Raw genomic sequence first — 23433 nt, forward strand, 5'->3', positions numbered from 1 at the left:
GATGACGCAGCCCACCCCCTCAACGCCGCAGCGACCCTTCGATCGCGTGCTCGTCGCGAATCGCGGCGAGATCGCCGTCCGCGTCATCCGCACCTTGAAGCGGCTCGGCATCCACGCGATCGCCGTGTACTCCGACGCCGACGCCGGGGCGCCCCACGTCGCGCTCGCCGACGAGGCCGTCCGCATCGGACCGGCCGCGGCATCCGAAAGCTACCTCGACCCCGCGCGCATCGTGCGGGCCGCGCTCGACATGGGTGCGCAGGCGATCCACCCCGGGTACGGCTTCCTCTCCGAGAACGCCGCGTTCGGCCGCGCCTGCGCAGAGGCCGGGATCGTGTTCGTCGGACCGGGTTCGCTCGCACTCGAGGTCATGGGCGACAAGATCCGCGCCAAGCAGCACGTGGCCGATTCGGGCGTGCCCGTCGTACCCGGGGTGAGCGAGCCGGACGCCACCGACGACGAACTGCTCGACGCGGCGTCGTACATCGGCTTCCCGTTGCTCGTGAAGCCGTCGGCCGGCGGCGGCGGCAAGGGCATGCAGGTCGCGCGCGACCAGGGCGAGCTTGAGCACGCGCTCCCGGCCGCACGCCGGGTCGCGCGCGCAGCCTTCGGCGACGACACGCTGCTGCTCGAGCGCTTCATCGACCAGCCCCGCCACATCGAGGTGCAGGTGCTCGCCGACGCGCACGGCACCGTGATCCACCTCGGCGAGCGCGAGTGCTCGCTGCAGCGGCGCCACCAGAAGGTCGTGGAGGAGGCGCCCTCGCCGCTGCTCGACGCCGACACCCGTGCGCGCATCGGGGCCGCCGCGTGCGACGCGGCCCGCAGCGTCGACTACCTCGGTGCGGGCACGGTCGAGTTCCTGGTCTCGGATGCCGCGCCCGACGAGTTCTTCTTCATCGAGATGAACACGCGCCTGCAGGTCGAGCACCCGGTCACCGAGCTCGTCACGGGCGTCGACCTCGTCGAGCAGCAGCTGCGCATCGCCGCGGGGGAGCCGCTCGCCATCGCGCAGTCCGACGTCCGGCTCGAGGGCCACGCGATCGAGGCGCGCGTCTACGCCGAGAGCCCCGAGCGCGGGTTCCTGCCCTCGACCGGCGAGGTGCTGGCCTGGCGCGAGCCGTCCGGCGACGGCGTGCGCGTCGACGCGGGCATCCGCGAGCGCCAGGAGGTCGGCGCCGACTACGACCCGATGGTCGCGAAGGTCATCGCGCACGGCGCCGACCGGGCCGAGGCCCTCGACCGGCTCGACGCCGCGCTGGCCGACACCGTGCTCCTCGGCGTCGAGTCGAACATCGCGTTCCTCCGGACGCTGCTCGCGCACCCCGACGTGCGCGCCGGGCACCTCGACACCGGTCTCATCGATCGTCTCCAGGAGTCGGGCTCAGGCGCTGCGACCGCGTCCGCCGACGAGTCCGACGAGGCGGCGGACGACCCGACCACCCGGCTCGCCGAGGTCGCCCGCCTCGCCCGCGACCGTGCGGCGCGCGCAACGTCGGCGCACGATCGTGCGTGGCAGCGCGAGCTCGGCTGGCGGCTCGGCGACGGCGGCATCACCGAGCGCGCGTCGCGTGCGGCCGCCGACCTCGACCGCGCGACCGTGCGGGTCGCCGACGACGGCACGGCGTGGGTGCACCTCGACGGCCGCACGGTCGCCCTCCCACGAGTCGACCGCCGAGCGGCGCTCGAGGCCCGCCTCGCACAGCTCGAGCGCGGCGGCACCTCCGACCCCGACCTCCGCGCCCCGATGCCGGGCAGCGTGACGACCCTGCTCCTGGCCGATGGCGACCGCGTCGAGGCCGGGCAGGCGGTGCTCGCCATCGAGGCCATGAAGATGGAGCACCGCGTCACGGCGACCGTCCCCGGCGTCGTCCGGCTGCGCGTCGCCGCGGGTGAGCAGGTCGCGCGCGACCAGGTCGTCGCGCGCATCGAGCACGCTGCAGAGCGCGTCGACGCCGGCCCTGCGGCATCCGACCCCCGACCCTCGGACGGCACCCATGACGCAGCCGTCCCGAACGCATCCCACCAGGAATGAGGAGCACGATGCACGACCTGACCGACGAGGAACAGCAGCTGTACGACATGGTCTGCGAGTTCGCCGACACCGTCGTCGCACCGCAGGCCTACGAGGCCGACCGCTCGCACGAGCTGTCGATGGACGTCGTCGCCCAGATGGGCGAGCTCGGGCTCTTCGGCCTGCCGTTCCCCGAGGAGGTCGGCGGACAGGGCGGCGACTACATGGCGCTGTGCCTCGCGATCGAGGCGCTCGCCCGTGTCGACCAGTCGATCGCGATCACCCTCGAGGCCGGCGTCGGCCTCGGCGCGATGCCGATCTACCGACACGGCACCGAGGAGCAGAAGGCCGAGTTCCTCCCCGACCTCGTGGCGGGGCGCGCACTCGCCGGCTTCGGCCTCACCGAGCCCGAGGCCGGATCCGATGCCGGCGCCACGCGGACGACCGCGGTGCTCGACGGCGAGGAGTGGGTTGTGAACGGCTCGAAGCAGTTCATCACCAACTCGGGCACGCCGATCACGCGGTTCGTGACCGTCACCGCGGTCACCGGCGAGCGGACGCGCCCCGACGGCTCCGTCTCGAAGGAGCTCTCCACGATCATCGTGCCGAACGGCACGCCCGGGTTCACCGTGGGGCCGGACTACGACAAGTCGGGCTGGCGCGCCTCTGACACCCACCCGCTGACCTTCGACGACGTCCGGGTGCCGGCCGCCAACCTGCTCGGCGAACGCGGACGCGGCTTCGCCAACTTCCTCCAGGCGCTGGACGAGGGCCGCATCGCGATCGCCGCCCTCGCGACAGGCGCGGCGCAGGGATGCCTCGACGAGGCCCTGACCTATGCGAAGACCCGCAACGTCTTCGGCGTGCCCATCGCGAGCCACCAGTACATCGCGTTCACCATCGCCGGAATGCAGGCCCGCGTGCACACCGCCCGCCTCGCCTGGCACGACGCGGCGCGGCGAGCCGATGCAGGGCTGCCGTTCAAGAAGGAGGCCGCGATCGCGAAGCTCGTCTCGAGCGACGCCGCCATGCTGAACGCGCGCGACGCGACCCAGATCTTCGGCGGAATGGGATTCATGAACGAGACGACCGTGGCTCGGCACTACCGTGACTCGAAGATCCTCGAGATCGGCGAAGGCACGAACGAGGTGCAGCTCATGGTCATCGCCCGCGAGCTCGGGCTGGCCGGCTAGGGCGGGTCGGCTGCGGGAAAGGAGGAGCGTCATGACGGACGCCGCGATGCGCGAGGTCGTGCAGCGGGGGCTCTGGTTCGAGGAGTTCGAGGAGGGCGTGCGCTACCTGCACCGCCCCGGCCGCACGGTGACGGAGGCCGACAACGTCCTCTTCACCACGCTCACCATGAACCCGCAGCCGCTGCACCTCGACGCGGCCTGGTCGGCGCGCCAGCCGTTCGGCCGCATCCTCGTGAACTCGCTCTTCACGCTGTCGACCCTCGTGGGCCAGTCGGTGGGGCAGCTCACGCAGGGCACGCTCGTCGCCAACCTCGGATTCGGGGCCGTCGCGTTCCCCAATCCGGTGTTCGTGGGCGACACCCTCTACGGCGAGAGCGTCGTCGAGTCGAAGCGGCTGTCGTCGTCGCGTCCCGGAGAGGGCATCGTGGTGCTCGGCCACACCGCCCGCAACCAGGACGGCGACGTGGTCGCGACCGCGTCGCGCACGATGCTCGTCTGGACCCGCGACGCCGGCGAACGGCAGTCGCGCACGAACGGCGAGGCGAACCGATGACGCACCCGCCGTTCCCCTTCGGTCCCGCGCTGCTGTTCTGCCCGGCCGACCGGCCCGACCGGTACGCCAAGGCCGCGGAGCGCGCCGACGCCGTGATCCTCGACCTCGAGGACGCCGTGGCCGAGGTCGCGAAGTCGGCGGCGCGCGAGTCGCTCGTGGCGAACCCGCTCGACCCCGCGCGGGTCATCGTGCGCGTGAACCCGGCGTCCACGCCGCACCTCGTCGACGACCTCGCGGCGCTGCGGCGCACGTCGTACCGTACCGTCATGCTCGCCAAGTGCGAGGGCACGGCCGACCTGGTGACCCTCGAGGACTTCGACGTGATCGCCCTGTGCGAGACCGCTCGGGGCGTGCTCGCCGCCCCCGCCCTCGCGTCGGTGCCGATCGTGTCCGCGCTCATGTGGGGCGCGGAGGACCTCGTCGCCTCGCTCGGCGGCGCCTCCAGCCGCCACGCCGACGGGCGGTACCGTGACGTCGCGCGACACGCCCGGTCCCAGGTGCTGCTCGCGGCGGGCGCGCACGGCGTGGCGGCGATCGACGCGGTGCACCTCGACCTCGCCGACGCGGACGGCCTCCGCACGGAGGCAGAGGACGCGGCCGCGCTCGGCTTCGCCGCGACGGCGTGCGTGCACCCGGGCCAGGTGGAGGTCGTCAGGGCGGCCTATGCGCCGAGTCACGAGCGACTGGAGTGGGCGCATGCGCTGCTCGCCGAGGCCGCCGTGCGCGAACGCGACGGCGTGTTCGCCTTCCGCGGGCAGATGGTCGACGCGCCGCTGCTACGGCAAGCTGAGGCGGTCGCGCGGCGGGCGCGTTCCCGGGGTGGGCTCGATGAAAGGACTGAGGCCTGATGAAGATCATCGTCCTCGTGAAGGAGGTCCCCGACACGTGGGGGGAGCGGAAGCTCGACCTCGAGACCGGGCTCGCCGATCGCGCCGCGAGCGAGGCGGTGCTCGACGAGATCGGCGAGCGGGCGCTCGAGGTGGCGCTCGCCCACGCCGACGTGCACCCCGACGCCGAGGTGGTCGTCATGTCGATGGCACCCGAACGCGCCGCGACGACGATCCGCAAGGGCCTGGCGATGGGAGCCGGATCGGCCGTGCACATCGCCGACCCGGCCCTGGCCGCCGCGGATCTCGGCCTCACCGCGCGCACGCTCGCCGCGGCGATCCGACGCACCGGGTTCGACCTCGTCATCACCGGCAACCTCTCGACCGACGGCAGCGGCGGCGTGATTCCCGCGATGCTCGCGGAGTTGCTCGAGGTGCCCAACGCGACCGCCCTCTCATCCGTCGAGATCACCGACGGCTCGGTGTCGGGAACGCGCAACGTCGACGGTGGCACCATGCGCGTGAGCGCGTCGCTGCCGGCGGTCATCTCGATCACCGAGGCGCTCCCCGACGCCCGCTTCCCGAACTTCAAGGGCATCATGGCCGCGAAGAAGAAGCCGTTCGAGACGTTGAGCGCCGCCGACCTGGGCATCGAACCCGAGGATCTCTCCGTCGCCGTGTCGATCATGACCGCCATCGCCGAGAAGCCCCCGCGCACGGCGGGGATCAAGATCACGGACGACGGCGACGGCGGCACGAAGATCGCGGAATTCCTGATCGAGAACCGGCTGGTCTGAGAGGACGATCATGACCGACCACCCCGCAGACGCCATCCTCGTCGTGCTCGAGGCGACGCCGAACGGCGAACTCGCGTCGAGCGCCGCCGGCCTCCTCGCGGCCGCGTCTCAGATCGGCACGCCCGTCGCGCTCGCCGTCACCGCGCCCGGCCGGGCGCAGTCGCTCGCCGAGCAGGCTGCCGCGCTCGGCGCCGAGCGGGTGCTCGCCGTCGAGACGACCTCGACGCAGTCCGAGCTCACGATCCCGCAGGTCGACGCGCTCGCCGCGGCTGCGGCGCTCGTCGCGCCCGAGGCGGTGCTCATCTCGAACTCGATCGAGGGCCGCGACATCGCCGGCCGGTTCGCCGCCCGCACGAGCGCTCCCATCGCCGCGGACACGGTCGGCGTCTCCCGCGATGACGAGGGCGTCCTCGCCCACCACTCCGTGTACGGCGGCGCGTACACCGTCGACTCCGCGGCGACCTTCGGGCCGCTCGTCGTGACCGTGCGGCAGGGCGCCGTCGAGGCGCGCGCCGAAGCACGGCCCGTCGCACTCGAGTCGCTCGAGGTGCCGGCCTCGGGCGCGGCATCGGCCGCCATCGACTCGGTCGAGGCCGTGACCGTGACGTCCGGTCGACCCGAGCTGCGGGGAGCGAAGCGGATCGTCTCGGGCGGTCGCGGCCTCGGCTCGGCCGAGAAGTTCGCGCTCGTCGAGGAGCTCGCCGACGCGCTGGGCGCCGCCATCGGTGCGTCGCGCGCGGCCGTCGACGCCGGCTACATCCCGGCGAGCCAGCAGGTCGGCCAGACCGGCGTCTCGGTCTCGCCGCAGCTGTACATCGCCCTCGGCATCTCGGGTGCGATCCAGCACCGCGCCGGCATGCAGACCGCCAAGAACATCGTCGCCGTCAACAAGGATCCCGACGCGCCGATCTTCGAGGTCGCCGACTTCGGCGTCGTCGGCGACGTCTTCACCGTGGTCCCGCAACTGATCAGCGCACTCGCCGAGCGGAAGCGGTGACCCGTGGCAGCCGTCCGGAACCTGCGCAGGGGATTGCCTCGCCGGCACGGCGGTGAGCCCTGGCCGCCTCCCGGCGAAGCGCCCGGCGACCCCGTCGCCGCGTCGGTCGAAGCTCCCGCGAATCCTGCCGGCCCCGAGACGACGATCGCCGCGTCACCGGTGGCATCGGCGCCGGCGGCTCCGGTCGCGGCGGCGGCGGCCGTATCGTCCGCGGTGGCCCCTGCCGTCGCGCCCGCCTCCGTTTCGTCGGGTCGTCGGCTTCGGAGCGGGCTTCCGCGCGTGCCGGGTGGCGCACCGTGGCCCGCGGCCGGCGATGCGCCCCGTGCCGAGAACATCGAGGTGACGGATGCCGCGGACGCCCCGCCGCCAGTCGTCGCCGTGGAGCCCATCGCCGAGCGTGCCGAAGCGACGGCACCTGCACCGCAGTCCGAGGGCACCGCCGCGCCTGCAGTGGCGACCGGTGCCGGGCTTCGCCGCGGGCTCCCGAGGGTCGCCGGGGGAGATCCGTGGCCGGCGTCGGCGGTCGCACCGGTCGCTGAGGCCACGGCGCCGGAGCCGCTCGTGGAAGCCTCCGCACTGCCCGCCGAGTCCGTGCCCGAGTCGTCGGTGGCGGCACCCGCACCGTCTGTCCAGGCCGACGAGCCGGCGCCCGCAGTGCCCGCCGCCACCCCGGCTCCCGCACCATCCGCGGTGGCGGCTCCCGCAGCGTCCGTGCCCGCGGCGCCCACTCCGACCGCGGCGCCCACTCCAACCGCCGCACCCGCCGAGTCGGCGGGGCCTTCCGCACCGCCCGCGGCGGCCCCGGCACCGAGCGCCCCCTCGCAGCCGGGCCCGGGACGGTACGGCCCGCTGACCGTCAGGCAGTGGGTCGGGGCATCCGTCGTCGGCGTCCTCGCGATCATCGGCGCCGCGACCATCGTCGTCCAGCTCACGAGATGGTTCCTCGGACTGGAGCTCATGCAGGACTTCATCGCGACCTACCCCGGCGAGACGCCCCTGCCCGAGGGGGCGCCCGTCGGGCTTCCGGCCTGGCTCGGCTGGCAGCACTTCTTCAACGTCTTCCTCATCCTGCTGATCATCCGCTCGGGCCTGCAGGTGCGCACCGAGCGGCGGCCGCCGGCGTACTGGACGCCGCGCTGGTCGAAGGGCGGCCAGGGCAGGATCAGCATCAACCTGTGGTTCCACCAGTCCCTCGACATCCTGTGGCTCGTGAACGGACTCGTCTTCGTGGTCCTCCTGTTCACGACGGGCCAATGGATGCGCGTCGTGCCGACCAGCTGGGAGGTCGTCCCGAACGCGGTGTCGGCCGGGCTGCAGTACCTGTCGCTGGACTGGCCGCTCGAGAACGGCTGGGTCAACTACAACAGCCTGCAGGTGCTCGCGTACTTCGCGACGATCTTCATCGCTGCGCCGCTCGCCGCCATCACCGGGGTGCGGATGTCGGGGCTGTGGCCGAAGAACGCCACGACGCTCAACCGCGTCTATCCCGTCGAGTGGGCGCGTGCCGTGCACTTCCCGGTCATGCTGTACTTCGTCGCGTTCATCGTGGTGCACGTCACGCTCGTCTTCCTGACCGGGGCGCTGCGCAACCTCAACCACATGTACGCGGCGCGGGACGCCGACGACTGGCTCGGTTTCTGGATCTTCGTCGCCTCGATCGTCGTCATCGCGGCAGCGTGGATCGCGGCCCGCCCGACGGTGCTCGCGCCGATCGCAGGACTGTTCGGCAAGGTGGGTCGATAGGCGTCAGCCCGACGCGGTCGTTGAGGACGAGGACGACGAGCGGATGCCGCGACGCGACGCCCGTATGCGGGGCGCGCGCCGCGGCATCCGTCCCGCTCACACGGCGACGTCGCGCCGGCGGAAGACGAGCCAGCCCGCGAGGAGCAGGACCGCGATCACGGCGAAGTTCAGCCAGATCGTCTCGTTCCATCCGTTCTGGAGCGGCGCGTCGGCGTAGGCCCAGCTGTACGGCGAGAAGTCCTGGAGCCACTTCAGGTCGTCGCCCTGGTTGCCGAGGGCGTGCATCGCGTACGCGTAGACCGCGATTCCGGCACCCGCGCCGAGCGCCCAGGTGCGCCGGCCGGTGATGCCGCCGACCGCGACCGCGGCGACGGCGCTGAGCGACACGAGGCCGAAGAAGGCCGTCGTCGTGGCGACGAGGTTCGCGACCTCGATCTCGAGCTCGGACGGCTCGTTGAGCAGCAGCACGACCGCGAAGCTCACGACGCACAGCCAGGCGAGCTTCACGAGCACCGCGGCGGTCCGCTCGGCGAAGAGCTGACCGCGCGTGACGCCGTGCGCGAGGGTCAGCTCGAGCTGGCCGTTCTCCTCGTCGTTCGCGATCGCGCCCGTGCCCCAGCCGACCGCGGCGATCGTGAGCAGCACGAATCCGATGAGGCCGAAGAACGTCGCCTGCGCGTATCCGGGGCCGGAGCCGATCTGGTCGTAGCTCAGCGTCTGCACGAGCTCGGGCGGCAGCGAGTCGATCATCTCCTGCATCTGCCCGTTGCCGCCGAACGACGGGTACAGCGGCAGGTACAGGAACAGGGCGACGAGGATGCCGGCGGTCCAGCCCGCCAGTCCGCGCCAGCCGTCGGCGATCGAGCGGCGGAAGAGCGGGAGCACGCGGGTCATCGCTTCGCCCCCTTCCGGTCGGAGTCGTCGTCATCGTCGGCATCGGTCGCCGACAGGTCGGTGCCGTAGTAGGCGAGCACCATCTCCTCCAGGTCGGGCTCCTCCATGGTCAGGTCGACCACGGCGAGACGTGCGACGGCCTTCACGAACGCGTCGACGTGCGCGTCGAGCGTCGCCGAGAGCGCGACGGTTTCCGGGCCGTTCGCCTCGGCCGCGACGCCCGTCACGCCCGGGACCGCGTCGAGGGTCGCGCGTGCCGCCGCGGCATCCGCTTCGGCGACCACGAGCTTGACGTGCCGGACGGCGTTCTCGCGGAGCGCGGCGACCGTGGACCGCTCGACGATGCGACCCTGCTTGAGGATCGCGATCTCGTGCGCGGTCTGCTGCACCTCGCTCAGCACGTGCGAGCTCAGGAACACCGTCTGCCCCTTCGCCTTGGCCTCGTGCAGCATCGCGTGGAACTCCTGCTGCACGAGCGGGTCGAGCCCGCTCGTCGGCTCGTCGAGCACGAGCAGCTCGGGCTCGTGCATGAACGCCTGGATGAGGCCGATCTTCTGCTTGTTGCCCTTCGACAGGTTGCGCACGGGTCGGCCGAGGTCGACGCCCAGCCGGTCGGCGAGAGCGTCGACGGCGCCGGGCCGCACGGGTCCGGAGATCTCGGCGTAGTGGGCGAGCAGCTCGCGGCCCTTGACGCGGGTCGACAGGTGCAGCTCGCCGGGCAGGTAGCCGATGCGGCGCCGCAGCGACGCCCCGCCGGCGCGGGGCGTCTCGCCGAGCACGCGCAGTTCACCCGCCGAGGGGCGGAGGATGTCGAGCAGCAGCCGCATGGTCGTGGTCTTGCCCGCGCCGTTCGGCCCGATCATGCCGAACACGCTGCCGCGCGGGATGTCGAGGTCGATGCCGTGCAGGGCGGTGTTGGCGCCGTAGCGCTTGACGAGGCCGCGCGTCGCGACGGCCGCCTCGGTGGTGGTCTCCATGGAGGTCCTTTCCGGTTCGATGACGAGATGGCGGATGCCGCGCGTCAGGCCTGCGCGGCGTCGTCACCGGTCGGGGGATCGGGGTCCTGGTTCGGGTTGCCGGTTCCCTTGTCGGAGCGGACCCGCTCGGCGGGCGCCGACGCGTCGGGGTGCGGCGACGCGTGCCCGGCGCCGGCGTCGGCGATGGCGGCGCGCGCCGCGTCGAGGATGCGCGAGTCGGTGTACATGCCGTGCGTGTAGAGCTCGAGCGTGGGCAGCGTCATCCGCCGCACGGTCGCTGCGTCGTCGAGGGGTGCGCCGAGCGTGCGCGCGAGGTGGTCGCGCAGGAGCAGGGGGGCGAGGCCGTAGACGGTCACGAGCAGGGCGCGCAGCTCCGGGTCCGAGCTCTCGTGCATGGCACCGGAGGCGACGCCCTCGGCGAGCATCGCGCGGGTCTCGCCGAGGATGAGGTCGAACAGCCGCGCACCGCCCTCGGTGCCGTCGGCGAGCATCATGGCCACGTAGTCGAGATAGCCGCGGAAGCGCCCGGGGTCGTCGAGCCATTCGCGGATGCTGGAGGCGACCGACGTGTCGCCGAGGCGGGACTTCTCGCCCATGAGCTGGCCCACCATCCATTCGTCGCACGCGCGGCGCAGGCCCTCCTTGGAACCGAAGTGGTGGATCACGAGGCCGGGGCTCACGCCGGCGTCGGCGGCGATGTCGCGCACGCTCGTCCGCGCGAACCCGCCCGCGCCGAACCTCGCCACCGCAGCGTCGCGGATGCGCGATGCCGTGGTGGCGTCGCCGGCGGGGATTGAACGCATGTTCAGCATACTAAACGCTCGTTCAATCGCTGCGCAAGGCGTCGGAACACGGGACGGACGCAACGCGCGATGGATCGTTCGGACGATGCCGCCGGGACGGGCTCCGGAGACCCTGTTCACCAACGGTTCGGTAACGCTTCACCGGATCCGGCGAGATCGGCGGCCCAACGCCGCCTAACCTCGAAGCAATCCTGGGGAGGAGGATCGCGTGGCACCGAGGCACGCACAGTACGGAGCACGGCGCGCCGGGGGCGGGCCGCCCGCCGCGGTCGCGCGCGCCGCGACCGCGGAGATCGACATGGGCGCCGCGTCGTCGGCCCGGTCCGCGGAGGCGGAGGATGCCGCCGATGCCGTCTCGTCGCCGACGACGGCCGAGATCCAGACGAATGCGTTGTCCGGCCCGATCACGGTTCCCCAGCGCGTCCGCCTGGCGGACTCCGGGATCGACACGCATCCGCTGGCGCTGCGTGCGAGCGGCTTCGGCGCCGCCACCGGCGCGACCGAGGCCGAGGAGGTCCTCGATCGATTCGCCTCGCTCGGCGGCACGCTCGTCGACACTGCCGACAGCTACGCCGGGGGTCGCAGCGAACGCATCGTGGGGGAGTGGATGGCCGCGCGCGGCACGCGCGACCGGATGCGGATCATGACTCGCGTCGGCCGCCATCCGGACCACCCCGGGCTCTCGCCGGCATCCATCGCGGCGGCCGTCGACGCGTCGCTCGGTCGCCTCGGCACCGAGCGCATCGACCTGCTCTGCTTCCACGGCGACGACCCCGACGTGCCCCTCGAAGAGAGCCTCGGTGCGGTCGACGCCCTCATCGCCGCGGGCAAGGTGCGCGCCATCGGCGCCTCCGGGTCCACGCCCGAACGGCTCATCGAGGCTCGGGTCCTCGCAGCCAACGGGCTCCCGCGCTTCGAGGTGCTCGCCACCCGCTACAACCTCATGGAGCGACGCGGTTTCGAGGGGGCGCCGGAACTGGTCGCACACGCCCAGGGGCTCGCGGTGCTGCCCGACATCGCACTCGCCGAAGGTTTCCTCGCCGGCCGCGTGCGCCGTCGTGCCGACCTCCGCCGCGACCCGCGCGGCGAGCGGCAGGCCAGGCACCTCGGCCGCCGCGGCCTGCGGGTGCTGCGCATGCTGGACGAGATCGCCGCGGCGCACGGCACCGTCCCGGCCGCAGTGGCCATCGCCTGGCTGCTCTCACGGCCCACCGTCGTGGCGCCCATCGCCGGCGCGAGCCGTCCCGAGCAGGTCGACGCGCTCATGGGGGCGGCGTCGCTGATCCTGCACCGCTCCGAGCTGGTCGAGCTCGATCGCGCCTCGTCCTGAGCCGCGCGCACGGTCCGCGCCGCGGGGCGTGGCATAGGCTGGAGGCGTGAACGGCGCCGTCGACCTCCCCCTCGGAGTGCCCGAGCTCGAGTTCCGCGCCGCAGGCGACACACTGGTCCGCCGCTCGGTGCTGCCCTCCGGCATCCGCGTTCTCAGCGAGCGCGTGCCCGGCAGCCGCAGCGCCACGATCGGCTTCTGGGTGGCGGTGGGCTCGCGCGACGAGCACCCGTCCGACTCCGGGCACCCCGCCACCTACGGGTCGACCCACTTCCTCGAGCACCTGCTCTTCAAGGGCACCGAACGCCGCAGTGCGCTCGACATCGCGATCGCGTTCGACGCCGTCGGCGGCGAGCACAACGCCGTCACGGCGAAGGAGTACACCTGCTACTACGCCAAGGTGCAGGACCGTGACCTGCCGATGGCGGTCGGCGTCCTCGCCGACATGTTCACCTCGTCGCTCCTCGACCCCGAGGAGTTCGAGAGCGAGCGCCGCGTCATCCTGGAAGAGCTCGCGATGGCCGGCGACGACCCGGCGGATGTCGCGAGCGAGCGCTTCTTCGAGGCGGTGCTCGGGCGGCATCCGCTCGCCCGGCCCATCGGCGGCGACCCCGACACGATCGCGGCGGCCGCGCGCGACGCCGTGTGGGCGCACTACCGCGCCAACTACCGGCCGCAGGACCTCGTCGTGACGGTCGCGGGCGCGGTCGACCACGATCGCGTGGTCGCCGACCTGCAGGCCGCCCTCGGCGATGCCGGGTGGCGCCTCGACGACGAGGCGGCGCCGGTCGAGCGCCGCGCCACCGAGCCGGCGACGCCGACCGGCACGAGCGGCCTGTCCGTCGTCGAGAAGCCGAACGAGCAGGTCAACCTCGTGCTCGGCATGCCCGGCCTCGTCGCCACCGACGACCGGCGCGCCGTGCTCAGCGTGCTCAACACCGTCTTCGGCTCGGGCATGTCGTCGCGGCTGTTCCAGCAGGTCCGCGAGCGGCGCGGCCTGGCCTACTCGGTGTACTCGTTCGCGCCCGGCTACTCCGACGCGGGCGTGTTCGGCATGTACGCCGGGTGCGCGCCGAAGAACGCCGCGACCGTCGCAGCGCTGATGCGCACCGAACTCGAGCGGCTCGCGCACCACGGCGTCGCCGCCGACGAGCTGGAGCGCGCGGTCGGCTACCTCGGCGGCGCCTCGGCGCTCGCCCTCGAGGACTCCGACACCCGGATGTCACGGCTCGGCCGTGCCGAACTCGCCCTCGGCGAGTTCGCCGACCTCGACGAGGCCCTCCGCCGGGTGGCTCGCGTCACCGCCGACGACGTGCAGGCACTCGCCGCCGACCTCGCCGCACGGCCGATCTCGCTCGTGGCCGTGGGCCCCGTCGACGAGCACGCCTTCCGGTCGGTCGTCGACCAGCCCGAACCCCGAACCGACGTCGCCTGAGCGACGCCCGACCCACCAGGATCCGACGTGCCTCACCACCTGTACCTCGTTCGCCACGGCGAGCAGCTCGACGCCGAGCACGGCATGCCCGACGGGCCGCTGTCGCCCCGCGGCCGCCGGCAGGCGGAACTGCTCGCTGAGCGGCTCGGGGGGATCCCGTTCGACCACGCCTGGCACTCGCCCCTCCAGCGCGCCGCCGAGACCGCCCAGATCATCGCCCAGAAGCTGCCCGCCCTGCGGCCGGAGCCGACCGCGCTCCTGTTCGACTGCATCCCCTCCGGTCCGGATCCGGAGACCCCCGCGGCGTACGCGCCGTTCTTCGGCTCGTACTCGGAGCTCGACTTCGAGGCCGGCCGGGCGCAGATGGCCGACGCGCGGGCCGAGTTCCTGAGTTCCCATCGCGAGGACCGGCACGACCTGCTCATCACGCACAACTTCGTGATCGGCTGGTTCGTGCGCGAGGTGCTGGGGGCGCCGGAGTGGCGGTGGGTCACGATCAACCAGGCCAATTGCGGCCTCACGGTGCTCACGCAGCGCGCACCGGGCCGGCCGTGGAGCCTCGTCGTGCACAACGACCTCGCGCACCTGCCGCCCGAGCTGCGGACGGGCCTGCCCGACCAGTACTCGCTCTGAGCGGCGCCGCGCAGCCGGTCAGACCCGCTTGCCGTACCAGTTCGTCGCGTTCGGGTTGGCGTTGTAGGGCTCGACGTCGACGTAGCCGCTCGACCGGTACAACCCGCCGGCGGCCTCGAGGCTCGCGTTCGTGTCGAGCACGAGCTCGCCCGCGCCGAACCCGATCGCCCGGCGCTCGAGCTCGGCGAGCAGTCGGCGCCCCTCGCCGCGGCCGCGACCCGCGGGCGCGAGCCACAGGTGCTTGACCTCGTACCGCACGGTGCCGTCCTCGGCGTCCGGGATGCGCCGCACGCCGCCGCAGCCGACCGCGGCGCCGGACTCGTCCTCGAGGACGACGAACACGCCCGCCGGGGGCGTGAACTGCGCCGGGTCCGGCCAGGTGGGGCGGTACTCGCCCTGCTCTGACGGGAACCCGGCGGCTCGCTCGGCGAAGTAGTCGCCGAGCAGCCGGTGCGCGTCGGGGTCGGTCACGGCGGCGTCGCGGAAGCGCAGCATCCGCCCAGCCTACGTCGGTCACCGGTCGGGCCCGCGCAGGACGATTGCTAGGGTGATCGTCGTGACGATCAGGGTGGCGGTGGCCGGGGCGACCGGGAAGATGGGGCGGCTGGCCGTCCGGTTGATCGAGGAGGCCGACGACCTCGAACTGCACGCAGGGCTCGACTCGTCGTCGAGCCTCGACGAGCTCGACGGCGCCGACGTCGTGCTCGACGTCACGCACCCCGGCGCGAGCCAGGGCATCGTCGAGGCGGCCATCGAGGCCGGCGCCGCGGTCGTGGTGGGCACGTCGGGCTGGTCGAACGAGCGCGTCGCCGAGGTCGAGCGGCGGCTGCGCGACCACGACGAGGCTCCGGGCGTGATCTTCGTGCCCAACTTCTCCGTGGGCAGCGTGCTCGGCTCCGCCTTCGCCGCGTTCGCCGCGCGTCACTTCGACTCGATCGAGATCGTCGAGGCGCACCACGCCGGCAAGGTCGATTCGCCCTCCGGCACGGCCGTCCGCACCGCCGAGCTGATCGCCGCCGCACGCGGCGAGTCCGGGCCCGTCGCCGCGCCGCACGCCGACCAGCGAGCGCGCGGGCAGCTCGTGGCGGGCGTGCCCGTGCACAGCCTCCGGATGTCCGGGCTCCTCGCCGAGCAGCGCGTGATCGTCGGCGGCGACGGCGAGACGCTCACGATCGCGCACTCCACGGTCTCGTCGTCGGCATACGAGACCGGCATCCTCCTCGCGCTGCGGCGCGCGGCGACGGCCGAGGGGGTCACCGTCGGGCTCGACGCCCTGCTCGGGCTCGAACTGCCCGGCTCCCGATGAGCACCGCGAAGATCGGCGCTGTCGTCATGGCGGTGCTGCTCGGGGTGTACCTCGCGCTCGTCGGGTGGCGCGCCGTGCAGTTCGTGCTGACCGGCGAGCCGGTCGCGGTGGTGATGGGCGTCGCGCTCATCGTGCTGCCCGTCGTCGCGGCGTGGGCGATCTGGCGCGAACTCCAGTTCGGCATCCGGTCGCAACGGCTCGTCCGGCAGCTCGATGAGGAGGGTGCGCTCGACCTGGGCATGCCGCTCCGTCCGAGCGGTCGGCCCGAGCGCGCCGCGGCGGATGACGCGTTCCCCGCGTTCCGCGACGCGGTCGAGTCCGACCCGGAGTCCTGGCGCGCCTGGCTCCGCCTCGGCCTCGCCTACGACGCCGCCGGCGACCGGCGGCGCGCGCGCCGGGCGGTGCGCCGGGCTATCGAGCTGGAGCGTGCTCGAGGCTGAGCATCGCGTCGATCGCCGATTCGACCGTGACGTGCCGGAACCGGTAGCCGTCGTCGATGAGTCGCTGCGGACGCACCTTCTGGCTCGACAGCAGCAGGTCGTCGGCGGCTCGGCCCAGCCCGAACTCGAGCAGCTTCTCGGGCACGGGCAGCCCGTACGGGCGGTGCATGCGCTCGGCGAGCGCGGACATGATCCGGTCGGCCGTCGCGGGGGTCGGTCCGACGAGGTTCACCGGTCCCGAGAGGCGCGAGTCGAGCAGGTGGACGATGGCGCCGACCTCGTCGTCGATCGAGATCCACGGCCAGTGCTGGCCGCCCGTGCCGAGCCGGCCGGAGACGCCGAGGGCGGTCAGGGCCCGCACGCGCTGCATCGCGCCGCCGCGCCCGATGATGATGCCGGTGCGCAGGAGGACCGTTCGCGTCTCGCGAGGTGCCAGCTTGGTCGCGGCCTCCTCCCATCGACGCACCACGTGGGCGAGGAAGCCGTCGCCTGCGCTGGAATGATCCGTGAGGTGCTCGCCGGGGCGGTCGCCGTAGATCCCCACGGCGGAACCGCTGAGGAAGATCCGCGGCGGAGCCTTCGCCTTCTGCATGGCCTCGGCGAGCGTGCGCGTCGCAGCCACGCGCGACTCGAGGATCTCCTGTTCCCAGCGCCTGGTCCACGGCAGCCGCGCGAGCGAGGCGCCCGACAGGTTCAGCACCGCATCGACGCGGTCCATGACGGTGAAGTCGATGATCCCCGAGGCCGGGGACCAGGCGACCTCGTCGTCGGCGGTCGCCTGACGTCGCACGAGGCGCACCACCTCGTGGCCCGCGTCGGTCAGGCGAGCCGTGACCGCGGTGCCGATGAAGCCGGAGGCGCCGGCGACGAGGATGCGCACCTACGCGAGCTCGGCTTCGATCGTGATGGTCGTGCCGCCCAGCGCCTTCGAGATCGGGCAGTTCGCCTTCGCCTCGTCGGCGATCCGCTCGAACTCGGTCTCGGTGATGCCGGGCACGCGCGCGCTGACGAGCAGATGGCTGCCGGTGACCCCCTCGCCGGGCTGGAAGGTCACGGCCGCAGTGGTCTGGATGCTCTCGGGCGTGTGGCCGGCCTCGGCCAGGGCGAGCGAGAACGCCATCGAGAAGCAGGCCGAATGCGCTGCGGCCAGCAGTTCCTCCGGGTTCGTGGTGCCCGCCTCACCCTCGGCGCGCGCCTTCCAGTTCACGTCGAACTCGGCGAGCTTCGAGGAGTCGAGGCGCGTCGTGCCCGACCCCTCGAAGAGGGTTCCCGTCCAGACCGTGGTCGATTCGCTCGTCAGTGCCAATGGGTCCTCCTCCTCGAGCCGGTGCTCCAGCCTATCGACCGGATGCCGCGCGCGGCAGTGGGTCCGGCCCGCGCGTCACGCGTGGCGGATGACGCGTGCCCGCACGAGCAGCAGGTACACGTGGCATCCGAGGCAGTAGGCGAACGCCGCATTGAGGAACGCGGCGACGAACGCGATCGACGCGGCGAGGGGGACGGCGAGCGGAGCGCCCGCGAGGCCGAGCACGACGCCCGTTCCGGTCACGAGGAGCCCGACGAGTTGCGCGAACGTCGGCGGACGCGGGTCCTCGAGCTCGGCCGGCGGCGCGAGTCGCGGCCGCACCAGCGCCCGGAAGAACAGGCCGAACGGATGCCGCGCGACGCCCGCGACCGCACCCCACGCGAACAGCGCCGCAATCGCGGCGAGCAGCCCGAGCGCCGCGGCATCCGCCCCGCCGAACCCGAGGACGGCGGTCACGAGCAGCAGGACCGCCGTGATCGCGGCGGCGAAGCGCGGACCGCGCGGGTCGATCCCCGGCCGCGTGGGCGCGGGGCCCGGGCGGGACTCAGGCGTGCTGGGGGACACGGTACCTCCGGGTGAGATCGTCGATGAGGGTGCGGAGCTCGCCCACGCGCGGGACGCCGGCGATCCGGCCGACCGTGCGCCCGGTCGCGTCGAGCACGAGCACCGTGGGAGTCTGCCGCACGTCGAAGCGGTCGGCGAGCGCGGCGTCGTCGGTGAGGTCGACCTCGATGTGGCGCACGTCGCCGTCGTGGCCCTCCGCGAGCCCCGCGAGCGACCGTGCGACGCCGGGGCAGCGGCTGCAGTACGAGGTGGAGAACTGCACGAGCGTGACGTCGGCGCCGAGCGCGTCGCGTGCGAGGCCGAGCGCGGCGGCGTCCGAGGCGTCGCCGTCGGTCGGGGCGAGGGAGGGCGTGGCGCGGTTCGTCCGAACGCGTCCCTCGCGCGACCTCGCGAGCACTCCGATGGCCGTCGCGACCAGGGGCAGCCCGATGCCGGCGACGAAGGCGGGCACGAGATCCATGCGCAGGATGCTACGGGGGCGGGGCTGGAAGCCCGCCGCGTGTGACGGCAGGTGACGCACGGGCCGGACGGTGCGGCGTCCGCGGCCCCGACGCGCCCGCGCCGTGCCATCCGCTCGGCTCGTGCGGGCGTAGCCTTGACGCCGTGGCCAGCTCGATCCCCACCCCGTACGAAGACCTCCTCCGCGACGTGCTCGCGAACGGCACTCCGAAGGGCGACCGCACCGGAACGGGCACGCGCAGCGTGTTCGGCCGTCAGCTGCGGTTCGACCTGTCGAAGGGCTTCCCGCTCATCACGACCAAGCGCGTGCACTTCACGTCCATCGCGTACGAGCTGCTGTGGTTCCTGCGCGGCGAGTCGAACGTGCGCTGGCTGCAGGAGCACGGTGTGACCATCTGGGACGAATGGGCGGATGCCGCGGGCGAGCTCGGTCCCGTCTACGGCGTGCAGTGGCGCTCGTGGCCGACCCCGTCGGGCGAGCAGATCGACCAGATCGCCCAGGTCATCGAGCAGATCCGTACGAACCCCGACTCGCGCCGCCTCATCGTGTCGGCGTGGAACCCCGCCGACATCCCGGACATGGCTCTCGCGCCGTGCCATGCGTTCTTCCAGTTCCACGTGGTCGACGGGCAGCTGTCGTGCCAGCTGTACCAGCGCAGCGCCGACCTGTTCCTCGGCGTGCCCTTCAACATCGCCTCGTACGCGCTGCTCACGCACATGATCGCCCAGCAGGCCGGGCTCGAGGTGGGCGACTTCGTGTGGACCGGCGGCGACTGCCACATCTACGACAACCACGTCGAGCAGGTCACCGAGCAGCTCACCCGCGACCCGTACCCGTACCCGACGCTGCGCATCGCGCGCACGCCCGACTCGATCGACGACTACCGGTTCGAGGACTTCGAGGTGGTCGGCTACGAGCACCACCCTGCGATCCGCGGTGCCGTCGCCGTATGAGCACGCCGCGGATCGGCCTGATCTGGGCTGAGGCCCACGGGGGCGTGATCGGCGCAGGCGGCGGCATGCCCTGGCACGTGCCCGAGGACCTCGCGCACTTCAAGGCGACCACCGACGGCGCCCCCGTCGTGATGGGCCGCCGCACGTGGGACTCGCTGCCGCCGCGGTTCCGCCCGTTGCCCGGCCGCGCGAACATCGTCGTCACCCGGCAGTCCGACTGGACCGCCGAGGGCGCGGTGCGTGCGGGCTCCGTGGAGGAGGCGCTCGCGCTCGCGGCATCCGACGCCGACGACGTGGTCTGGGTCATCGGCGGGGCCGAGCTGTTCGCGCGCACCATCGAGGCGGCCGACCTCCTCGTCGTCACCGAGCTCGACCTCGACGTCGTTGGCGACACCTTCGCGCCGGCGCGCGGCCCCGAGTGGCGCGTCACGACGGTCGACCCCGCCGACGGATGGCACACCTCGTCGAGCGGCATCCGCTACCGCTTCGTCATCTCCTCTCGCGACGCATCCTGATCCCGACCCGACTGCGGACATGACGGGGCCGGAGCGCGGTCGGTGGACGGGACGTGTTCCGCTCGCGCGACTCCTGAAAACAAGGACGCGCCCTGCTGCGGGTGCCCGCCGGCTCAGGCCGCCCGCGCGCGGGGTGGCCGCCGGGTGTCCTTGGTTTCGGGAGGTTTCGGGGCGCGGGGTGGTCGTCGGGGTGTCCATGGTTCCGGGAGGCTCGGCGGGCGCGAGGAGGTTGCCCGGAGTGTCCTTCGTTTCGGGAGCTCGCCCGATCGGCGGACCACGAGGCGTCAGCGGGAGCGATGCGGTGGGCCGGGCCATGCGGCATCCGCTCGACCCGATAGCCTGTAGGGCGTGACTGCAGACAACCCCTTCGGCCAGGTGCTCGTCGCGCTCGTCACGCCCATGACGGCGGACGGCGAGGTCGATTGGCCCGGCGTCGAGAAGCACATCGACGACGTCATCCGGGCCGGGGCCGACGGCATCGTCGTCACGGGCACCACCGGTGAGACCTCGACCCTCACCGACCCGGAGAAGATCCGCCTCGTCGAGGTCGGCAAGGAGGTCGCGGCCGGCCGGGCGAAGATCATCACGGGCGGCGGCTCGAACGAGACCGCGCACGCGATCGAGCTCTACCGCAAGAGCGAGGCGGTCGGCGCCGACGGCATCATGATCGTCACGCCGTACTACAACAAGCCCACGCAGGCCGGCATCCTCACGCACTTCCGCATGGTGGCGGATGCCACCGACCTGCCGGTCATCCTCTACGACATCCCCGGCCGCACGGGCGTGCCGATCAAGTACGAGACCATCCTCCGGCTCGCCAAGCACCCGAACATCCTCGCCGTGAAAGACGCCAAGGGCGACTTCAGCGAGGTCAGCCGGGTGCTGAACCAGACCGACCTCATGTACTTCTCGGGCGACGACGCGAACGTCCTGCCGCACCTCGCGATCGGCGCCACCGGCCTCATCGGCGTCACGGCGAACATCGCCCCCGCGCCGTACCGCACGATCGTCGACGCCGTGAATCGCGGCGACCTGAAGACCGCGACCGCCGAGCACCAGCGGCTCGAGCCGCTCGTGCGCGCCGTCATGACGCACGTGCCCGGCACCGTCGCGGCGAAGTACATCCTGCACGGGCTCGGCCGCATCGGCAGCCCGCGCGTGCGACTGCCCCTCGTCGGACCCGAGGAGTGGGAGGCCGCGCTCATCGAGGACGAGATCGACCTCGTCCAGGGCATCCCCGGCGTCGACTTCCACAACTTCCGGCCCGACCGCAACGCCGCCGCGGGCGGCGCCCTGCCGAAGGTGGCCGGCACGACGCGCTGACGGACGGCGCGCGCCGCGCACCCGCGCACGCGCGGCTCCAGCCAGCCCCGAGACATCCGCGGCCCCCGAGGGTCGCACCGAACTGAACACCGCGAATGTGAGGAGGGCACATGCCCGACGAAGTCATCGACCCCGCGCCGCTCGAAACCGGCACGCTCCGCGTCATCCCGATCGGCGGCCTCGGCGAGGTCGGCCGCAACATGACGCTCTACGAGATCGACGGCAAGCTGCTCATCGTCGACTGCGGCGTGCTCTTCCCCGAGGAGCACCAGCCGGGCGTCGACCTGATCCTGCCCGACTTCGGGTTCCTGCGCGACCGCCTCGACGATGTGGTCGCGGTCGTGCTCACGCACGGGCACGAGGACCACATCGGCGCCGTGCCGTACCTCCTGAAGCTCCGCTCCGACATCCCGCTCATCGGGTCGAAGCTCACGCTCGCGCTCGTGGAGGCGAAGCTCAAGGAGCACCGCATCCAGCCGTACAGCCTCACGGTGGAGGAGGGCGGGCGAGAGAAGCTCGGGCCGTTCGATCTCGAGTTCATCGCCGTGAACCACTCGATCCCCGACGCGCTCGCGGTCGTCATCCGCACGGATGCCGGAACCGCGCTCGCGACGGGCGACTTCAAGATGGACCAGCTGCCGCTCGACGGCCGGCTCACCGACCTGCGCGAGTTCGCCCGCATCGGCGAGGAGGGCGTCGACCTGTTCCTCGTCGACTCGACCAACGCCGACGTGCCCGGCTTCACGCCGCTCGAACGCTCGATCGGGCCGGTGCTCGACGAGGTGATCGCCCGCTCGCCCCGGCGGGTGATCGTCGCGAGCTTCTCGAGCCACGTGCACCGGGTGCAGCAGGTGCTGCACGCCGCGCACCAGAACGGACGCCGCGTGGCGCTGCTCGGCCGGTCGATGGTTCGCAACATGACGATCGCCGCCGACCTCGGCTACCTCGAGGTGCCCGAGGGCGTGCTCATCGACTACAAGAAGGCGGGCGACATCCCCGACGACCGCATCGTCTACATGTCGACCGGATCGCAGGGCGAGCCGATGGCCGTGCTCTCGCGCATGGCGAATCGCGACCACCAGATCGAGGTCGGCGAGGGCGACACGGTGATCCTCGCCTCGAGCCTCATCCCCGGCAACGAGAACGCCGTGTACCGCGTGATCGACGGCCTCACGAAGCTCGGCGCGAACGTCGTCCACAAGGGCAACGCGAAGGTGCACGTCTCCGGCCACGCGGCCGCGGGCGAGCTGCTGTACTGCTACAACATCGTGCAGCCGCGCAACGTGGTGCCGATCCACGGCGAGTACCGGCACCTGGTCGCCAACGCGCGCCTCGCGCAGGACACCGGCATCCCCGCCGAGCGCACGTTCCTCGCCGAGAACGGCACGGTCCTCGACCTGCGCGACGGGAAGGTCACCGTCGCAGGCCAGCTCGACCTGGGCTTCGTCTACGTCGACGGCTCGACCGTCGGCGAGATCACCGACGCCGACCTCAAGGACCGTCGCATCCTCTCGGAGGAGGGCTTCATCTCGGTCATCATCGTCGTCGACGCGAACACCGGCAAGGTCATCGTCGGCCCCGAGATCCACGCCCGCGGATTCGCCGAGGACGACGCGGTGTTCGAGGACGTCAAGCCCAAGATCGTCGCCGCGCTGGCGGATGCCGCACATCACGGGGTGCGCGACCCGCGCGCGCTCCAGCAGACCGTGCGCCGCACGCTCGGCAGCTGGGTGAACCGGCGCCTCCGCCGGCGGCCGATGCTCGTTCCGCTCGTCATCGAGGCGTAGTCGGCTTCGTTTCGGGCGAGCGGACGCCGCGGCATCCGCTCACCCGAAACACCGCCGTAACACCACGGGCGTACCCTCCGCGCATGGCCGAGTTCACCATCCGGCCCGCCGCGCCGGCCGACGGCGGGTTCCTCGCCGACATGGTCGTCGAGGCGGCGAACTGGCGCGCGGGCGCCGTGCGGCCGAGGCCGGCGGTGCTCGCCGATTCGCAGCATGCGGCGTACGTGTCCGGGTGGCAGCGCCCTGCCGACCGTGGCGTCGTCGCGGTCGACCCCGAGGGCAGGTCCGTCGGTGCGGCCTGGTACCGGCTGTTCGGAGCCGACAGGCCGTCCATGGGGTTCGTCGCGGCCGGCGTCCCCGAGCTCATCATCGGCGTCCGGCCGCTCTGGCGCGCCCAGGGCCTGGGGCGGGCACTGCTGCGCGCCCTCGCGGACGACGCCCGCGCCGGGGGCTACGCCCGGCTGGCGCTCAGCGTCGATCACGACAACTTCGCGCGCGAGCTGTACCGCTCCGAGGGCTTCGCCATGGTCGCATCGGCGGCGGGTCGCGAGACGATGGTGTGCCGGCTGCGCTGAGCGCGGCATCC

The 23433-nt window shown here is 72.6% G+C and carries 25 protein-coding genes; 17 read left to right on the top strand and 8 right to left on the bottom strand.

All coding sequences use genetic code 11. The features are described from left to right. The first annotated feature begins 1 nt into the window (after nt 1). The 7 genes from ACULK4_RS07475 (at nt 2) to ACULK4_RS07505 (ending at nt 8124) form a co-directional block, all read left to right on the top strand. Complete coding sequence (locus ACULK4_RS07475) at nt 2-2035, top strand: acetyl/propionyl/methylcrotonyl-CoA carboxylase subunit alpha (RefSeq protein WP_445965498.1); 2034 nt, start codon at nt 2-4, stop codon at nt 2033-2035. 8 nt (nt 2036-2043) lie between these two features. Continuing rightward, nucleotides 2044-3207, top strand: coding sequence for an acyl-CoA dehydrogenase family protein (locus ACULK4_RS07480; protein ID WP_445965499.1), 1164 nt, complete (start codon nt 2044-2046; stop codon nt 3205-3207). A 31-nt stretch (nt 3208-3238) separates the two neighbouring features. Next, nucleotides 3239-3760 carry a MaoC family dehydratase gene (locus ACULK4_RS07485; protein WP_445965500.1) on the top strand — a complete coding sequence of 174 codons (522 nt, stop codon included), beginning with the start codon at nt 3239-3241 and terminating at the stop codon, nt 3758-3760. Continuing rightward, nucleotides 3757-4608 carry an HpcH/HpaI aldolase/citrate lyase family protein gene (locus ACULK4_RS07490; RefSeq protein WP_445965501.1) on the top strand — a complete coding sequence of 284 codons (852 nt, stop codon included), beginning with the start codon at nt 3757-3759 and terminating at the stop codon, nt 4606-4608. The genes ACULK4_RS07485 and ACULK4_RS07490 overlap by 4 nt, the downstream gene beginning before the upstream one ends. Continuing rightward, nucleotides 4608-5384 carry an electron transfer flavoprotein subunit beta/FixA family protein gene (locus tag ACULK4_RS07495; RefSeq protein ID WP_445965502.1) on the top strand — a complete coding sequence of 259 codons (777 nt, stop codon included), beginning with the start codon at nt 4608-4610 and terminating at the stop codon, nt 5382-5384. Before ACULK4_RS07490 ends, ACULK4_RS07495 begins: the two co-directional genes overlap by 1 nt. 10 nt (nt 5385-5394) lie before the next feature. Next, nucleotides 5395-6381, top strand: coding sequence for an electron transfer flavoprotein subunit alpha/FixB family protein (locus ACULK4_RS07500; RefSeq protein ID WP_445965503.1), 987 nt, complete (start codon nt 5395-5397; stop codon nt 6379-6381). Between the two features lie 279 nt (nt 6382-6660). Beyond that, on the top strand, nt 6661-8124 hold the full coding sequence (locus tag ACULK4_RS07505) for a cytochrome b/b6 domain-containing protein (RefSeq protein ID WP_445965504.1): 1464 nt from the start codon (nt 6661-6663) through the stop codon (nt 8122-8124). Between the two features lie 96 nt (nt 8125-8220). Here the strand turns inward: ACULK4_RS07505 and ACULK4_RS07510 are convergent, their stop codons facing one another. Genes ACULK4_RS07510 through ACULK4_RS07520 form a run of 3 tightly spaced genes read right to left on the bottom strand, consistent with a single transcriptional unit; the run spans nt 8221 to nt 10798 of the window. Continuing rightward, entirely contained in the window at nt 8221-9018 is a 798-nt protein-coding gene (locus tag ACULK4_RS07510) for an ABC transporter permease subunit (protein WP_445965505.1), read from the bottom strand. Then, a complete protein-coding gene (locus ACULK4_RS07515; protein ID WP_445965506.1) occupies nt 9015-9995 on the bottom strand; it encodes an ABC transporter ATP-binding protein in 981 nt (326 codons plus the stop codon). Before ACULK4_RS07515 ends, ACULK4_RS07510 begins: the two co-directional genes overlap by 4 nt. A 44-nt stretch (nt 9996-10039) precedes the next feature. Beyond that, nucleotides 10040-10798 (bottom strand): TetR/AcrR family transcriptional regulator, encoded by a 759-nt coding sequence (locus ACULK4_RS07520; RefSeq protein ID WP_445965507.1) that lies wholly within the window; start codon nt 10796-10798, stop codon nt 10040-10042. Nucleotides 10799-11006: 208 nt separating this feature from the next. Between ACULK4_RS07520 and ACULK4_RS07525 the strand changes: the two genes are divergently transcribed. The 3 genes from ACULK4_RS07525 to ACULK4_RS07535 are packed head-to-tail and all read left to right on the top strand — an operon-like array spanning nt 11007 to nt 14193. Continuing rightward, nucleotides 11007-12128: an aldo/keto reductase gene (locus tag ACULK4_RS07525; RefSeq protein ID WP_445965508.1), complete on the top strand. Its 1122-nt coding sequence runs from the start codon at nt 11007-11009 to the stop codon at nt 12126-12128. Nucleotides 12129-12174: 46 nt separating this feature from the next. Then, nucleotides 12175-13560, top strand: coding sequence for a M16 family metallopeptidase (locus tag ACULK4_RS07530; RefSeq protein WP_445965509.1), 1386 nt, complete (start codon nt 12175-12177; stop codon nt 13558-13560). 27 nt (nt 13561-13587) lie between these two features. Beyond that, a complete protein-coding gene (locus ACULK4_RS07535; protein ID WP_445965510.1) occupies nt 13588-14193 on the top strand; it encodes a histidine phosphatase family protein in 606 nt (201 codons plus the stop codon). Between the two features lie 18 nt (nt 14194-14211). Here ACULK4_RS07535 and ACULK4_RS07540 read toward each other — a convergent pair whose 3' ends face one another. Beyond that, nucleotides 14212-14688: a GNAT family N-acetyltransferase gene (locus ACULK4_RS07540; RefSeq protein WP_445965511.1), complete on the bottom strand. Its 477-nt coding sequence runs from the start codon at nt 14686-14688 to the stop codon at nt 14212-14214. A 61-nt stretch (nt 14689-14749) separates the two neighbouring features. Between ACULK4_RS07540 and dapB the strand changes: the two genes are divergently transcribed. Both dapB and ACULK4_RS07550 read left to right on the top strand, forming a co-directional pair. Continuing rightward, nucleotides 14750-15499, top strand: coding sequence for a 4-hydroxy-tetrahydrodipicolinate reductase (gene dapB / locus ACULK4_RS07545; RefSeq protein WP_445965512.1), 750 nt, complete (start codon nt 14750-14752; stop codon nt 15497-15499). Further along, on the top strand, nt 15496-15939 hold the full coding sequence (locus tag ACULK4_RS07550; RefSeq protein WP_445965513.1) for a tetratricopeptide repeat protein: 444 nt from the start codon (nt 15496-15498) through the stop codon (nt 15937-15939). The genes dapB and ACULK4_RS07550 overlap by 4 nt, the downstream gene beginning before the upstream one ends. On the opposite strand, the gene ACULK4_RS07555 is transcribed toward ACULK4_RS07550, so the two are convergent. The 4 genes from ACULK4_RS07555 to ACULK4_RS07570 form a co-directional block, all read right to left on the bottom strand. Further along, nucleotides 15911-16819 (bottom strand): TIGR01777 family oxidoreductase, encoded by a 909-nt coding sequence (locus tag ACULK4_RS07555; RefSeq protein ID WP_445965514.1) that lies wholly within the window; start codon nt 16817-16819, stop codon nt 15911-15913. The genes ACULK4_RS07550 and ACULK4_RS07555 overlap by 29 nt on opposite strands. Continuing rightward, the gene (locus ACULK4_RS07560) at nt 16820-17245 is read right to left on the bottom strand and encodes an OsmC family peroxiredoxin (protein WP_445965515.1); all 426 of its coding nucleotides are present in this window, start codon (nt 17243-17245) and stop codon (nt 16820-16822) included. 75 nt (nt 17246-17320) lie between these two features. After that, nucleotides 17321-17809, bottom strand: coding sequence for a DUF4395 domain-containing protein (locus ACULK4_RS07565; protein ID WP_445965516.1), 489 nt, complete (start codon nt 17807-17809; stop codon nt 17321-17323). After that, the gene (locus ACULK4_RS07570; RefSeq protein WP_445965517.1) at nt 17790-18269 is read right to left on the bottom strand and encodes a TlpA family protein disulfide reductase; all 480 of its coding nucleotides are present in this window, start codon (nt 18267-18269) and stop codon (nt 17790-17792) included. The genes ACULK4_RS07565 and ACULK4_RS07570 overlap by 20 nt, the downstream gene beginning before the upstream one ends. A 143-nt stretch (nt 18270-18412) precedes the next feature. On the opposite strand from ACULK4_RS07570, the gene ACULK4_RS07575 reads away from it, so the two are divergent. The 5 genes from ACULK4_RS07575 to ACULK4_RS07595 all read left to right on the top strand — a co-directional run bounded on the left by ACULK4_RS07575 (nt 18413) and on the right by ACULK4_RS07595 (nt 23422). Beyond that, nucleotides 18413-19222, top strand: a complete 810-nt coding sequence (locus tag ACULK4_RS07575) for a thymidylate synthase (protein ID WP_445965518.1) — start codon at nt 18413-18415, stop codon at nt 19220-19222. Beyond that, nucleotides 19219-19737: a dihydrofolate reductase gene (locus tag ACULK4_RS07580; protein ID WP_445965519.1), complete on the top strand. Its 519-nt coding sequence runs from the start codon at nt 19219-19221 to the stop codon at nt 19735-19737. The genes ACULK4_RS07575 and ACULK4_RS07580 overlap by 4 nt, the downstream gene beginning before the upstream one ends. 399 nt (nt 19738-20136) lie before the next feature. After that, nucleotides 20137-21060, top strand: coding sequence for a 4-hydroxy-tetrahydrodipicolinate synthase (dapA, locus tag ACULK4_RS07585; RefSeq protein ID WP_501043380.1), 924 nt, complete (start codon nt 20137-20139; stop codon nt 21058-21060). 110 nt (nt 21061-21170) lie between these two features. Then, nucleotides 21171-22847, top strand: a complete 1677-nt coding sequence (locus ACULK4_RS07590) for a ribonuclease J (RefSeq protein WP_445965521.1) — start codon at nt 21171-21173, stop codon at nt 22845-22847. A gap of 83 nt (nt 22848-22930) precedes the next feature. Then, nucleotides 22931-23422 (top strand): GNAT family N-acetyltransferase, encoded by a 492-nt coding sequence (locus ACULK4_RS07595; RefSeq protein ID WP_445965522.1) that lies wholly within the window; start codon nt 22931-22933, stop codon nt 23420-23422. Nucleotides 23423-23433: the final 11 nt, after the last annotated feature.

Source organism: Agromyces selenitireducens (assembly GCF_052748465.2).